Here is a 13,787-nt window from a genome sequence, read left to right as displayed (position 1 = left end):
TTGGATAGGAAAAGGCTCTAGTTGCCGAGTTAAGGCAATATCGATAACTAGAACCCTTGAACTATCAAATCTTGCTAAGCAAACTGTTATGCAGAGATTTCTACAGCACCTTTGGTAACACGAGATTTGTACGCTTTCACGTTGAAGTTCTCGTCTTCCATGCACACACCTGTTGTCAGGTTAAAGCGTTGCTTCTTAAGCGGGCTCGCCACCCAAAGCTCTTCTTTGTGTTCAACAATCAAACCACGTGATAACACGTTAGATTGGAAGTATGGGTCTGTATTGCTAATCGCGAATACCTCTTCAGCCTTAGTTGGGCGGAAAATAGCTACTTGCTCACCACCAACCAACGCACAAACACCTGTACCTGGGATAATGTCTTCGATCTTACAAACTTTGGTAAATGCCATGATGTCGTCTCCCAATTAAACCAGTTCAACGTGAAGGATATCGCCCTTCGCTTCAGGGTGTTTCTCGGTGAATGTTGCTGGACGGTGTTGTTCACGGCCATCTTCAACAAACACAACGTTATCATCACGGTCATCAGCATTGATGAAGTGTGCGAAGCGCTTAAGTTGAGCTTCGTCGTTGATTGTATCTGTCCATTCACAAGCAAAGTTATCCACTAGGCCAGCAATGTCAGTTTCAAGTTGGTCATTGATACCAAGCTTGTTGTCTACAATCACTTCACGTAGGTAATCAACACCACCTTCTAGGTTGTCCATCCATACCGAAGTACGTTGTAGCGGCGCAGCAGTGCGGATGTAGAACATCATGAAACGGTCGATGTATTTGATTAGCGTTTCTTGGTCTAGGTCGCTTGCAAGTAGGTCTGCGTGACGAGGTTTCATACCACCGTTACCACACACATACATGTTCCAACCCGCGTCAGTTGCGATAATACCTAAGTCTTTGCCTTGAGCTTCAGCACACTCACGAGTACAACCAGACACACCAAACTTCATCTTATGAGGAGTACGGATGCCTTTGTAACGGTTCTCGATCATCACGCCTAGGCCAACTGAATCTTGAACGCCGTAACGACACCAAGTAGAACCAACACATGTCTTCGCCATACGAAGCGCTTTTGCGTAAGCTTGGCCAGTTTCGTAGCCTGCTGCGATTAACTTCTTCCAGATTGCTGGTAAGTCATCCTTTTGAGCACCGAAAAGACCGATACGTTGTGCACCCGTGATCTTGGTGTACAAGTTATATTCAGCAGCAACATCTGCAAGAACGCTTAGCGCTTGAGGTGTTACTTCACCACCCGCCATACGAGGGATAACAGAGTAAGTACCGTCTTTTTGCATGTTACCTAGGAAGTTATCGTTGGTATCGTGCAGCTTCACTAGCTCAGGCTTAAGAATGTGCTCACCCCAGCAAGAAGCAAGGATAGAACCCGCTAGAGGCTTACATACTTCACAGCCGTAGCCCTTACCGTACTTCTCGAGCAGCTCATCGAATGTTTTGATCTCTTCGATACGAATCAAGTGGAAAAGCTCTTGGCGAGAGTAAGCAAAGTGCTCACATACATCGTTCTTCACTTCAACACCAGCTTTCGCAAGTTCAGCGTTTAGTACTGAAGTCACTAGTGGAATACAACCACCACAACCCGTACCTGCGCCAGTCACTGCTTTGATATCACCAATGGTATGGTGACCTTCAGCAACCGCTTGAGCGATCTTGCCTTTCGTTACATCAAAACAAGAACAGATAACTGCAGACTCAGGAAGAGAATCCGCGCCAAGTGTTGGCTTTTCAGCACCTGCATGAGCAGGAAGAATCAAGGCATCTGGGTGCTCTGGTAGGTCAATTTCGTTCAGCATTAGCTGTAGAAGATCGCCGTAATCAGACGTATCACCAACCATTACTGCACCAAGAAGCTTCTTGTTGTCTTCAGAAACGATGATACGCTTGTAGACTTCTGACTCTTCATTTTGGTAAACGTAGCTCTTACAACCAGGAGTACGACCGTTTGCATCACCAATAGAACCTACTTTCACGCCTAAAAGCTTCAGCTTCGCAGACATGTCAGCACCTTCAAATGTGCTTTCGTTACCAACAACGTGGTCAACAGCAACCGTCGCCATCTTATAACCAGGAGCAACAAGGCCGTAGAACGTTTGGTTCCAAGACGCACACTCACCGATAGCGTAGATATCTTTATCAGTCGTTTGACAGTGATCGTTAATCTCGATACCACCGCGAGGCGCAATACCTAGACCCATTTGACGAGCAAGTTTGTCTTGTGGGCGAATACCAGCAGAGAATACGATGAAATCAGTTTCTAGCTCTGTACCGTCTGCAAAGCGCATTACGTTACGAGCTTCAGTGCCTTCAGGAGCAATCTCAAGCGTGTTCTTACTTGTATGTACGTTTACGCCCATACGTTCGATTTTTTGACGAAGTTGGTTACCACCCGCCTGGTCAAGCTGCTCAGCCATTAACTTAGGGGCAAACTCAACAACGTGAGTTGTCACGCCAAGTGCTTTTAGTGCGCCTGCCGCTTCAAGACCAAGTAGACCACCACCAACAACCACACCAGACTTAGAGTTTTTAGCCGTAGCTTCAATCGCTTTCAGATCTTCGATTGTGCGGTAAACGAAACAATCTTTACCTTCGTTACCTTTGATTGGTGGTACGAATGGGAAAGAACCGGTAGCAAGAACAAGTTTGTCGTATTGAATTTCGCGACCAGTGCTTGAGTAAACTGTTTTCTTTTCACGGTTAACGTTGATTGCACGTTCGCCGATCAGCATGTTGATGCCGTGTTTCTCGTAGAAGCCTTCTTTAACTAAAGAAAGTTCGTCTGCAGTGTGGTGTGAAAAGTAAGAAGAAAGGTGCACACGGTCATATGCTACTCGTGGTTCTTCACAGAACACGGTGATGTCCATGTTTGCAACATCTGTCTTCTCGACTAAATCTTCGATATAGCGATGGCCGACCATCCCGTTACCGATTACGACTAGCTTCATCTTGCTCATAAGAATTCCTGAAGGTTATATATTTCTTAACTGAGCGAATAATGAATTATGAAAGAAAATGAAAATATGATGTAAATCAATTACGAAAACAAACTACCCTAAAGGGGTAGAACAAAAGAGGTAGATCTGCTTAATTATCAGGCTAAGCAAACGAATAACCGTAGGTTTAATGGGGTTTAGCGGGTTTTTATATACACTTTCTTGCACTAGAGAGAATGTTGTAAAGTTTCATAATAGGTTAGCAACAACGTAAGTAAATGACAATCATTTTCATTTATAGTCATAAAAACTGTAATAACTCATGAAAGCGTTACAGGTTCATGAGCAACTATGTATAAATATGAAGAACTTAATGACCCAAAGAACAGGCGCCCTTTTCCATTCCCTACTAATTCCACTTACAAACAGCGCAATTAGTTTAAATATGCTGGTGGTTGTTTAGTAAATGATAGATTTCCACAAGGAAAAGACCGACAAACAAAGTCATCAGATAAGGACTTGTTCCTAGAGGTACTAATGAACAGAGCTCAAACATCGGTATTAGGAAGTAATGCTAGGAAATGAAATTTCAAATAGCAAAAAGGCCAGCATTTCTGCTGGCCTTTTAACTTTAAGTAATGGAGGCGCCTCCCGGAGTCGAACCGAGGTCCACGGATTTGCAATCCGCTGCATAGCCACTCTGCCAAGGCGCCTTCAATAGTGTTTTAAGAGAACAACTCTTTTGACTAATACCAAGCGAGGTAACAATCAAATAGATGGTGCCCCGGGCCGGACTTGAACCGGCACAACGCGAACGTCGAGGGATTTTAAATCCCTTGTGTCTACCAATTCCACCACCAGGGCACGCAATTCTTTATTGCGATGCCGATTACTGAAAAGTAAAACACCATCTTAATGTCAAAATGAATCAACATTACAAAATTTGGAGCGATACATCGGGTTCGAACCGATGACCTCAACCTTGGCAAGGTTGCGCTCTACCAACTGAGCTAGTATCGCATTTTCATTCTTAGCGTCTCTTAACTTATCAAACTAAGAGAAAGAATGGAGGCGCCTCCCGGAGTCGAACCGAGGTCCACGGATTTGCAATCCGCTGCATAGCCACTCTGCCAAGGCGCCTTTAATAGTGATTTAAGAGAACAACTCTTTGTTCATCACTCTACTCAAAAAGTAAAAGCTAGATAGATGGTGCCCCGGGCCGGACTTGAACCGGCACAGCGCGAACGCCGAGGGATTTTAAATCCCTTGTGTCTACCAATTCCACCACCAGGGCAACGCAATCTTGCGAGGCCGATTACTGAAAAGTAAAAACACCATCTCTCAGCGACCTAAGCCGTGAGAACGAGGTGTACTTTAACGGAAGGAAAAAATTCGTCAACTATAAATTTTATCTTTTAATTCAAGTGATTAATTATCGAACTCAAAAGAATAAATTTAGTGCAGCTTGTACGGTTCTTATACTTGGATTTCTAATTTAAAGGGACAACTCACTGACAACCATTGATTCTAATACAGATTCAATGCGGTGATTTTGTTGTTTTAAACCAAGCAAATGACGTTTTCATGTGCTGTTCACATTCGACGACTAGAGTTTTAAGTCACTCTTATGAAGAAGTAATCATGTGAAACCACTAAAACGATATCAATATGAGCGCTATGCCGTTCTCTGTAACCTCGCCTACCCTAGAGTTTTTAAACAAACTCGCTATGGTTTTGACCCCAATGGACAACGCATCATCAAAAACCAGTTTGGCAAAACCATGATTCGAGTGTTGTGGAGTAGAGACAAAGATGAAGTGGTTGTGGTTATCAAGGGGTCGCACAGTATCTCAGATTGGTTACTGACATTTGCTCTATGGACAAAAAGTTGCAAAAGAATTGGGCTCAATTATCGTGTGCATGCGGGCTTCCACCATCTGATGTTTCAAGAAAGCCAGCCAAGTCGTAATGAAGATAAGCTTGGCTTAACCGTTATTGAACGCTTGGAAGCTACGCTCACTCCACTCATAGAACAAGGCAAAAGAGTTTCTATTACTGGCCACTCTTCCGGTGGCGCTATCGGCTGTGTCTTCGCTGATTACTTTGATCAGAAGTATCCGGGCTGCATTAAGCGAATAGTGACCTTTGGCCAACCCGCCATTGGTGACTGGAGCTTTCGAAAGCACTATCGCTTGAGTAAGAAAACCTACCGAATCTGCTGTGATATCGACATCGTGACCTTCATGCCTCCAGTCCCTTTGCTCTATTGGCATGTAGGCAAAGTGCTTTGGCTTTATAACGGGCGTATCTACGAGAACACCCCTACACTAATCCGTCTTGGTCGCTCTATCTTTAGTTGGTTGATAAGACCTTTCTCATATCACTTGATGAGCAAGTATATCCGTAACAAAGATTTCTTTGATAAACATTGAAATGGGTACGTAGGAAGCTTTTAGCGAGGCCAGAAACGAAAAAACCAGTCACTAGGACTGGTTTTTCTGAATGATGGAGGCGCCTCCCGGAGTCGAACCGAGGTCCACGGATTTGCAATCCGCTGCATAGCCACTCTGCCAAGGCGCCTTCAATAGTGTTTTAAGAGAACAACTCTTTTGACTAATACCAAGCGAGGTAACAATCAAATAGATGGTGCCCCGGGCCGGACTTGAACCGGCACAACGCGAACGTCGAGGGATTTTAAATCCCTTGTGTCTACCAATTCCACCACCAGGGCACGCAATTCTTTATTGCGATGCCGATTACTGAAAAGTAAAACACCATCTTAATGTCAAAATGAATCAACATTACAAAATTTGGAGCGATACATCGGGTTCGAACCGATGACCTCAACCTTGGCAAGGTTGCGCTCTACCAACTGAGCTAGTATCGCATTTTCATTCTTAGCGTCTCTTAACTTATCAAACTAAGAGAAAGAATGGAGGCGCCTCCCGGAGTCGAACCGAGGTCCACGGATTTGCAATCCGCTGCATAGCCACTCTGCCAAGGCGCCTTTTTAATTCAACACTTTAGGGACTTAAGTAAGCCGCGCTGCTGTGTTCGGGTGCCTACTTTACGGATTGAGGAGAGATAGTCAAACAAAAAAGTGAATTTAAATTCCGTTTGCTGACATTTAAATCAAATTGCTGCATGTTCGATCTCTTCAATCAAAAAACACACAGCAAAATCGATTTAAATAAGATGTTTTAGCGCTACCACTTCTTCATGAAACGACCGACAAGGCTCGGATGATACGCCCAGCAATGGTCGAACATCGTCATAAGTTGAGGGTTACCATACTTAGAAAGACTAACCGCATGGAAACGGTTTTTGTGTTCTTTCAACTTTTCAACCTGAGCAATCATTTCGTCAGATTGTTTAGGTGCAATAAAGTCCGAAAGTACGATTAAATCGGCGTTCTTGTATTTATCACCCGTCATCAAATCAATCGACTTCATAAGAACAGGTTCTAGATCCGTACCACCGTGGAATGAGTAACTTAAGAAGTCGCTCGCTTCACGTAGGCCATCTTGCCTTGTTAACTCATAGGTAATCTGCTCAGAAGAGAACAGAATCACGTAACAGTCTCTCTCTTCCGCAAGAGCAATTTGCATTAAGGCATAAGCCATAGCTTTAGCAGACTGCTCAGGGAAACCACTCATAGAGCCAGAAGCGTCCACACAGACGATAAACGGACCCTTTTCAATATCGATGTTCTTGCTATCTGGCTTTTGCGCTTTCACTTTACGTAGCGTGCGTGATTTACCTTGCGAGCGATAGCTCAGTAAACGCTTGTCAGCCAAGTGCTTGTAAAAGATAACCTCAAGTTCAGGGTAAGCTAGAAACATGGTTTCGTTTGGCAGCATCTTGTTGAGGTCATCACTTTCGTGAATCCCAACAATATCATCGACCGCTTCATCGCTTTTCTCTTCAACCATCTGCAATTCTTCTACAGGGGCTTTGTGTAGCGAAGGATCATCTTCCTCACCAGCCATACGGCCTAGCTTTTCAGCGATCTCTTGCAAGCCCTTGTGCTTATTCAAGAACTCAGCATGACGTTTCATGATGGTAAGGTCTGTTTTACTTAACTTGGCAGATGCCATGTCCCACAAGCGCCCTACACTGCCTTCATCACCCGACTCCGTCACTTTGTCCATGTTTTTCATGGTTTCCATGCGCTGATAAAGATCGGCTAAGACTTTTTCTTTGCTCGTTTCAAGTTCGGTTACTTGAGCTTGCTTGATCGCATCTGATAGTGATTGGTACCACTGGTCGCAAAAGTAGTGTGGAAACATCGCGTTATAAACGCCTTTATTGTTCTCCATAAGGCGTCGAGCTTGTAGATAAAACGCTGAGTGCCACTCCAGCTTTTTGATAACACTGTCTATCTCATCAAAGAACTGAGGTTCATCCCAGTAAATAACTTCTTGGTAAAGTGCGATCTCCTCTTGGAATCGATCGGTTTCACACACTTTAGTAACGCGTTTTTTAACTTTACCGCGCCATTTCACTAAGTGGTTTTTCACTGATGTCTTCACACCTTTGTTCTCTGCAGCCATCATGACTTGAGAACGAGCGATGAGATCATTCATCGCGGTATCAATGATTCCTGAGTCAGCTACCATCAAAGCGAGGTTTAAGCCGTCTGCTCCTAACATATGCTCTCCTCTTACTCGAAGTACTGGCTCATAAACTTAATACGCTGAGCAATCTTGGCACTCTTCACTTTCGTGGTTTCAAGATCTTGCGTTACCGCTTGCAAACTTGCTTCCATCGCTTTCGGTAAATCAGGGTCAATATAGTTATGAGGTAACGCATCATGGAATTCAGTACGAACACGTTTTAACTTGAATTCAGCTTCAGTTAACTGCTCTAAGGCTTTCTCAGCACCACTCAACCACTTGTTATACAGTTCTTGATCCAAACCGTCGGTGGTAACCACACTCACCAAGACAGAGCGATTGGCAATGTCTTTAATCACTAATTGGTTCGATGCATCCAAGTCGAGTTTTAAACGGCATAGGTTTTTATTTTCGTTTACGTAACCGTAAATATCGCCGTGACCTTCTTTAAGAACACGATCAAAATCGTCTTTGGCTACATATACCCAACGGCTATCGCCTTTCTCTGATTCAGACACCGACATGTTGCTTTGTAGCATAACTAGTTTCACTAGATTGTATGCACTGCCCACGCTGTACATTTTCGCGTTCTTGATATCATTCTGGTAAACGTCTTTTCGCAACAAGCCGCTGGTTGACTCCATAGAAAGCGAAACAGATAGCGTCGATTCAACATCGTCTTGAATCTCTTCTAACTCTTCACGAGACATTTCAATTTGAGCTTTCGACTCTTGTTGATCAAACGCTCGGTTCAATGCAAAGTCTTTCACCACACTACGAACTACATCGCGCGATTCAGGGCTATGCCATAAACAATCCTGCAGAAGCATAATATCCAGCGGGTTTACGCTATCACGACCACTGAAGAACGCACTCGCCTTCAATAACTTAACCGCTTTCTTCCAACGTCGGTCTGATACGTATAAATCGGACTCTGATGCTGAGCCTTGCTTCTTAACTGTTTCCTCAAGCATGGTTTTCAGTTCATACAGCTTATTAAACGAGTTATCGGTCAGCTCAAGCTTGTCGAGCTCTTTCTGCCATTGATGATATTCAATGTCAGTGATCGCCAAACCTTTTGGAATCACAGCTTCTTGAGAAGTACCCGTTGTCAGCATTGATTTGAAATTTTGTTTGTTCTGAATACGGTTAACAAACACGCGAACCAACATACGGTCATAAAGGGCTTCTAGGCCGCTGTCTTCATCTGGAAGTTCATTAGATGCAGAAACCAACAAACGCATAGGTACGCGTTCAATGTCGCTGCCGTTCTTAAATGTTTTTTCGTTCACTACAGTAAGCAGTGTATTTAGGATTGCAGGGCCGGCTTTCCAGATCTCATCAAGGAATACAACTTGTGCTGTTGGTAGGTAACCTTCGGTCAGTCTTACATAACGACCGTTGTCTTTTAATTCTTGGATACTTAGGGGGCCGAACACTTCCTCTGGCGTAGAGAAACGTGTCATCAAATATTCAAAATAGCTACTGTTGTCAAAAGCCTGAATGAGACGTTTTGCGATAAGGCTTTTTGCAATGCCCGGAGGGCCTAATAGAAACACGCTTTCACCAGCCAATGCAGCCAGTAAACATAGCTTAATCGTGTCTTCTCTTTCATAGACACCATCAGAGAGAGCATGCGCTAATTTGTTGATTCTTTCAGAGAGTAGCGCCTTGTCAGCATGTGAGGAAATAGAAGGGTTCATGCGTTACTCCGAAAATCTTTGAACAATTGAGAGTGTAGATATGTTTTTATACATTTGTTAGCACTTTGTTACAAGTGTATTTTATTATTGAGTTGCATTTATATCAGATGGTTACGTCGGTAATTTTGGCGCAATCATAGATTCCAATTATGAGAGTAACATCACGAACGGCGTGAAACTAAATCTATTGCTGACCCTAATTTTTCTTTTATTTTCGACACCATAGACGTTATGGTGGTGCACGTCTTCCGTTATACGAAAAATTGGCAAGGAATGTGGCCAGACTGCATGAGTAAAGTTATCCATAAATGGAAAAGTATTTCTCTCATAGAAGAGAACGTGACGCTCCCTACGAACGTCGTGGTAAAACATACAACAATAAACCACCCTGGCGCGGCCGTTATTCTTCCTATCACTTCGTCTGGGAAAATCATCCTCATTAACCAGTTTCGCCCTTCTCTTAAGAAATGGCTCTTGGAACTACCCGCAGGCACGATGGAAATAGAGGAGACACCTCTTCAATGTGCCCAGCGCGAACTGGAAGAAGAAACTGGTTACAGTGCAACTTCTTTTCAAAGCTTGGGGCAAGTCACCCCTTTGGCTGGCTTCTGTGATGAAATACAGCATCTGTTTGTCGCAAAAGAATTAAGCCTCACTACCCGCTTTGAATGTGATGAAGATGAAGTCATAGAAGTGATCGAACTGAGCTTAGAAGAACTGCAAGATAAAATACGACACGATCAAATCACCGATACAAAAACTATCGCTTGTTTAAGTAAAGCCCAACTCTGCGGCTACCTATAATACTCTAGGAGAGAAACATGGACTTTCGTTCTGATACCGTAACTAAACCCTCACAAGCTATGCGCGATGTAATGGCAAACGCAGAAGTCGGTGATGATGTATATGGTGATGACCCAACAGTAAACGAGCTTGAGCAGTGGACAGCCAACGAAACTGGCTTTGAAGCCGCTATGTTCACCTCTTCAGGTACGCAAGCCAACCTACTTGGCCTAATGGCGCACTGTGAGCGTGGTGATGAATACCTATGTGGTCAACAGGCGCACAACTACAAATACGAAGCCGGTGGCGCGGCGGTATTGGGCTCGATTCAACCTCAACCAATAGAAAACAACCCAGACGGTACTTTAGATTTTAAAAAGCTTGCTGCTGCGATTAAGCCAGACGACAGCCACTTTGCTCGTACTAAGCTTCTTAGTTTAGAAAACACGATCAATGGTAAAGTGCTGCCAATGTCTTACCTAGCGGAAGCTCGTGAGTTCGTAAACCAACATGGTTTACAGATGCACTTAGACGGTGCACGCGTATACAATGCGGCAGTCGCGTTAGACGTTCACATTAAAGAGATCGCACAACACTTCGATTCGATGACGATTTGTTTATCGAAAGGTTTAGGTGCTCCGATTGGCTCTCTGCTACTTGGTAGTAAAGAGTACATCGCTAAAGCACGTCGACTACGTAAAATGGTCGGTGGCGGTATGCGTCAAGCAGGCATTCTTGCTGCTGCAGGTAAAATGGCACTGACTGAGAACGTTGCTCAACTTAAAGCTGACCACGAGAACGCGAAAAACCTAGCGATCGGCCTAAGCAAGTTAGAAGGCTTTTCGGTTAACCCTGATTTCATTCAAACCAACATTGTATTTGCGAAGTTAGATGAGTCCGTGGATATCAACCGAATCGCTCGCGAACTGAGCGAGCAAGGCATTACGATGTCACCAGGGAACCCTGTTCGATTTGTTACTCATAGAGATATCAGCTCTGAAGACATCACTACTTTCCTAGCAAAGCTAGAAAATGCGCTTTAACTCTTAACGAGAAGAGCCTATATCGCAATTAACACTAAAGCTTCCCTCGGGAAGCTTTAATTTTTCATCAAATTTGTTAGGCAATTCCACAACAAAACCAGCCTTCGACACCTGCTGGTTTTCTAAAAAACACACTAGATTGACTGGAACAGAACGCAATCTCGTTTTGGCCTATAAGGATACCTGCTACTAATTATCCCTACATTTAAGTATTCAATTATCCTTTGAGCTGGAGTTTCATTAATGACTTAAAGCTTTGCCTTTTTACTAAAGGGAAATAACTTAGTGATAAACATTTAAAGTTTTTAATTACCACGCACAAGGTAATTAAAAATAGATACACCTCTCCTATATCATTTATTTAAACAACTAATTTCAATAAAGAAATAGTAGATAGTCACTCTCTGTCATTACAATTTATAGCCACTACAATAAACTTATAAATTAAACTTTCAAGTTAGTGTTTCCGTTAATAACACTGTCATAATTGTGATGACAGTAGCCCACCGCAAAACTCAACACACTCGACGTAGACCATACTTCTAATATTATCAATTAAATAAAATTTCCTCGTCAAACCAAGTTTGGGGTGAAATCCTTCTATCTAATTGAATATAAGATTAATACCTTGTAATTTAGCCCCTACCTCTCAGGCTAAAATCATACCAAAACTCATACTTTCCTTAAATAATAAACTTTTTTTACTACTTCATCATTTTTCAAAGCACATATAGTTTTCAAAGTTAAGCAACAAGTTACATTCAATCGTTGAGAGGTGAGATTATGGTTAGAGTATTTCGAATTCTTCATAACTTAATCATCTCAGCGTTAATTTTCAGCATGTCACTTTCATTATATGCCAGTGCTAACAAATTAACGTTAGGAATTAGCGGCCAGATCAAAGACCGATGCGAAATAAACTTCTTTTCTGGCAATATCATGAATTTTACGGAACACCGTGATGTGCAATCGTTGCCTTTTAATATCTATTGTAACCGTCCGTTGGGTATAACGATCAACTCAAAATATGGAGGCTTAAAATATCAACATCAAGGGGTTGATATTATTGAAAGTTACAATTTGTCATTACAAATAGACGAAATTCGTCTTCATGAAAGTAGGCACAGTAGCCAACTTACTTCACCGGTAATGATAAACAGTTCTGGTGTTATTCCTTTTGCTCAACATGGGAGCCTTAGGGTAGCACTCGAAAATAGCTTGCGTTTCGCTGGTTATTATCAAGACGTTATTGAGATCGAAGTTTACCCTTCGATTCATAGCGTGACAAAGTGAAAACTCTGCAATGTATCTGCAGAACAACAAACGCTCAGCAGTATTCGAGCCAATCATTTAAGATAAAGGAATTTCTAATGAAAAAGCTAACACTCTACGTAGCAACAGTCACTGCTATCTTTGGTGCTCAAGTCCAAGCCGCTCCTGGTGATGTCCAATTAGTGGGTTTTGTTTCACCTGTATGTGAAGTTACTGGTCTTTCAACGCAACTGATGGACTTTGGTAACGTATCTCAAATTCAAAATCTTTCTGTTAGTGGTCTTAACATGAAGTGTAATGACGTCGATGGTGCAACGGTGACACTGACAAGTGCTGAAGGTGGTCTAGAGTCAGACGATAGCGAAGACTACGCTCTTACATATGATGCAACATTCAACCCGTCAGGCTTAGCTCCTTTCACGCTTAATGCACCAGGGGGCCCTGGTCTAAATGACGTTTCAGTCAGTAATTCTTATGCAGGTTCTGGCGCATTAGCGACAGGTGTTGCTGCATCTATTGATATTGTGACGACAGAAACCTCCCCATGGGCAGGTGGCTACTCAGATACATTAACCGTAAATATCACCTCAAATTAGAGGTTAATAAGTCGGGGGCTATTATTTGGCCTCCGACTTAATCTCAATCTCAACTACATAAGTTTAATTTGGAGCTCTTCGCTATGTATCAATGGAGCATGCATAAATGGATCGTTCTTTTCCTATTGTCATTCACTTGTTTGTCCGCTCATGCGTTCAAAGTAGAACCTATGTCTATGGAAATGACACCGCTTGGAAAAAGAGCTCAAATGACCATGAGGGTTGAGAACTCTTCTCAAGAACCACTCACGGTTGAGTTGTCTCCGGTCTACATGACAATGGACAAATATGGCAAAGAGACCACCACTCCTGCTGATGACGAGCTATTAGTTATTCCAGTGACCGCAATTATTGAACCTGGACGATCGCAATCCATTATGGTGCGCTATTTAGGTGATCCTTCCATCACAGAATCTAAAGCGTATCGAGTTGCGGTTAAGCAAGTGAAAGTTCAAAGAGCAAGCAGCAACCAAGGGCAAGTAAGTCTTTTACTTCAGTTTAATACGCTTATCAACGTCCGACCTCAGAACACGGTTTCTCACCTTGAAATAAAAAGTATCGAACAAAATGACAAAAGGAACAAATGGGTTCTTGAAGTAATTAACAGTGGTAATAGTTATGGTCGATTAACCAATACAACATGGAAAATATCTGATGGTAGAAACTCAACCTATTTAAAAGGTGTAGAAATCGCTAAGCGTATTCCGGGAACTTTAGTCCTTCCCTACTCCACTCGTTATTTTGAAATGCAGCCTCTTAAAAATTACAACGTGAATAACCTAACGATTGAAATAGAGCAGGATCAATAGCA

General features: G+C 42.8%; 10 protein-coding genes and 9 tRNA genes. 6 read left to right on the top strand and 13 right to left on the bottom strand.

What is annotated here, in order from left to right; all coding sequences use genetic code 11:
- Positions 1-86: 86 nt before the first annotated feature.
- From nirD to ATB74_RS04720, 7 genes are all read right to left on the bottom strand, one after another.
- Positions 87-410, bottom strand: a complete 324-nt coding sequence (gene nirD, locus ATB74_RS04750) for a nitrite reductase small subunit NirD (RefSeq protein ID WP_060981257.1) — start codon at positions 408-410, stop codon at positions 87-89.
- A gap of 15 nt (positions 411-425) precedes the next feature.
- Positions 426-2,984 (bottom strand): nitrite reductase large subunit NirB, encoded by a 2,559-nt coding sequence (gene nirB / locus ATB74_RS04745; protein WP_060981256.1) that lies wholly within the window; start codon positions 2,982-2,984, stop codon positions 426-428.
- A gap of 618 nt (positions 2,985-3,602) precedes the next feature.
- Positions 3,603-3,676 (bottom strand) — tRNA-Cys (locus tag ATB74_RS04740).
- A gap of 64 nt (positions 3,677-3,740) precedes the next feature.
- Positions 3,741-3,827: transfer RNA gene (locus tag ATB74_RS04735), tRNA-Leu, on the bottom strand.
- An 80-nt stretch (positions 3,828-3,907) separates the two neighbouring features.
- Positions 3,908-3,983 (bottom strand) — tRNA-Gly (locus tag ATB74_RS04730).
- Positions 3,984-4,029: 46 nt separating this feature from the next.
- Positions 4,030-4,103: transfer RNA gene (locus ATB74_RS04725), tRNA-Cys, on the bottom strand.
- A gap of 67 nt (positions 4,104-4,170) precedes the next feature.
- A tRNA-Leu gene (locus ATB74_RS04720) sits at positions 4,171-4,257 on the bottom strand.
- Between the two features lie 349 nt (positions 4,258-4,606).
- On the opposite strand from ATB74_RS04720, the gene ATB74_RS04715 reads away from it, so the two are divergent.
- The gene (locus tag ATB74_RS04715; protein ID WP_060981255.1) at positions 4,607-5,395 is read left to right on the top strand and encodes a lipase family protein; all 789 of its coding nucleotides are present in this window, start codon (positions 4,607-4,609) and stop codon (positions 5,393-5,395) included.
- A gap of 74 nt (positions 5,396-5,469) precedes the next feature.
- On the opposite strand, the gene ATB74_RS04710 is transcribed toward ATB74_RS04715, so the two are convergent.
- The 6 genes from ATB74_RS04710 to ATB74_RS04685 all read right to left on the bottom strand — a co-directional run bounded on the left by ATB74_RS04710 (position 5,470) and on the right by ATB74_RS04685 (position 9,282).
- A tRNA-Cys gene (locus tag ATB74_RS04710) sits at positions 5,470-5,543 on the bottom strand.
- 64 nt (positions 5,544-5,607) lie between these two features.
- Positions 5,608-5,694 (bottom strand) — tRNA-Leu (locus tag ATB74_RS04705).
- A gap of 80 nt (positions 5,695-5,774) precedes the next feature.
- Positions 5,775-5,850, bottom strand: a tRNA-Gly gene (locus ATB74_RS04700).
- 46 nt (positions 5,851-5,896) lie between these two features.
- A tRNA-Cys gene (locus tag ATB74_RS04695) sits at positions 5,897-5,970 on the bottom strand.
- A 199-nt stretch (positions 5,971-6,169) separates the two neighbouring features.
- Positions 6,170-7,615 (bottom strand): ATPase RavA stimulator ViaA, encoded by a 1,446-nt coding sequence (viaA, locus tag ATB74_RS04690; RefSeq protein WP_017070584.1) that lies wholly within the window; start codon positions 7,613-7,615, stop codon positions 6,170-6,172.
- Positions 7,616-7,626: 11 nt separating this feature from the next.
- Positions 7,627-9,282: an ATPase RavA domain-containing protein gene (locus ATB74_RS04685; RefSeq protein ID WP_019822307.1), complete on the bottom strand. Its 1,656-nt coding sequence runs from the start codon at positions 9,280-9,282 to the stop codon at positions 7,627-7,629.
- A 288-nt stretch (positions 9,283-9,570) separates the two neighbouring features.
- Here ATB74_RS04685 and ATB74_RS04680 point away from each other — a divergent pair, with 288 nt between their 5' ends.
- The 5 genes from ATB74_RS04680 (at position 9,571) to ATB74_RS04660 (ending at position 13,785) form a co-directional block, all read left to right on the top strand.
- A complete protein-coding gene (locus tag ATB74_RS04680; protein WP_061016880.1) occupies positions 9,571-10,086 on the top strand; it encodes an NUDIX hydrolase in 516 nt (171 codons plus the stop codon).
- A 17-nt stretch (positions 10,087-10,103) separates the two neighbouring features.
- Positions 10,104-11,108 carry a low-specificity L-threonine aldolase gene (gene ltaE, locus ATB74_RS04675; RefSeq protein ID WP_061016878.1) on the top strand — a complete coding sequence of 335 codons (1,005 nt, stop codon included), beginning with the start codon at positions 10,104-10,106 and terminating at the stop codon, positions 11,106-11,108.
- Between the two features lie 768 nt (positions 11,109-11,876).
- Positions 11,877-12,401, top strand: a complete 525-nt coding sequence (locus ATB74_RS04670; protein WP_179946891.1) for a hypothetical protein — start codon at positions 11,877-11,879, stop codon at positions 12,399-12,401.
- Between the two features lie 77 nt (positions 12,402-12,478).
- Positions 12,479-12,976, top strand: coding sequence for a hypothetical protein (locus ATB74_RS04665; RefSeq protein WP_061016877.1), 498 nt, complete (start codon positions 12,479-12,481; stop codon positions 12,974-12,976).
- Between the two features lie 83 nt (positions 12,977-13,059).
- Positions 13,060-13,785: a molecular chaperone gene (locus tag ATB74_RS04660; RefSeq protein ID WP_061016875.1), complete on the top strand. Its 726-nt coding sequence runs from the start codon at positions 13,060-13,062 to the stop codon at positions 13,783-13,785.
- Positions 13,786-13,787 lie beyond the last annotated feature (2 nt).

Source organism: Vibrio splendidus, assembly GCF_001557875.1.
GTDB lineage: Bacteria > Pseudomonadota > Gammaproteobacteria > Enterobacterales > Vibrionaceae > Vibrio > Vibrio splendidus_F.
The sequence above is the reverse complement of the archived record's forward strand: the minus strand, read 5'-3'. Positions and strand labels throughout refer to the sequence as shown.

What these genes read in the sequence shown, in the direction of transcription:
- ATB74_RS04660 (WP_061016875.1), top strand. Translation starts at nt 13,060, where the DNA reads ATGTATCAATGGAGCATGCATAAATGGATCGTTCTTTTCCTATTGTCA.
- viaA (WP_017070584.1), bottom strand. Translation starts at nt 7,615, where the DNA reads ATGTTAGGAGCAGACGGCTTAAACCTCGCTTTGATGGTAGCTGACTCA.
- nirB (WP_060981256.1), bottom strand. Translation starts at nt 2,984, where the DNA reads ATGAGCAAGATGAAGCTAGTCGTAATCGGTAACGGGATGGTCGGCCAT.
- nirD (WP_060981257.1), bottom strand. Translation starts at nt 410, where the DNA reads ATGGCATTTACCAAAGTTTGTAAGATCGAAGACATTATCCCAGGTACA.
- ATB74_RS04685 (WP_019822307.1), bottom strand. Translation starts at nt 9,282, where the DNA reads ATGAACCCTTCTATTTCCTCACATGCTGACAAGGCGCTACTCTCTGAA.
- ltaE (WP_061016878.1), top strand. Translation starts at nt 10,104, where the DNA reads ATGGACTTTCGTTCTGATACCGTAACTAAACCCTCACAAGCTATGCGC.
- ATB74_RS04665 (WP_061016877.1), top strand. Translation starts at nt 12,479, where the DNA reads ATGAAAAAGCTAACACTCTACGTAGCAACAGTCACTGCTATCTTTGGT.
- ATB74_RS04680 (WP_061016880.1), top strand. Translation starts at nt 9,571, where the DNA reads ATGAGTAAAGTTATCCATAAATGGAAAAGTATTTCTCTCATAGAAGAG.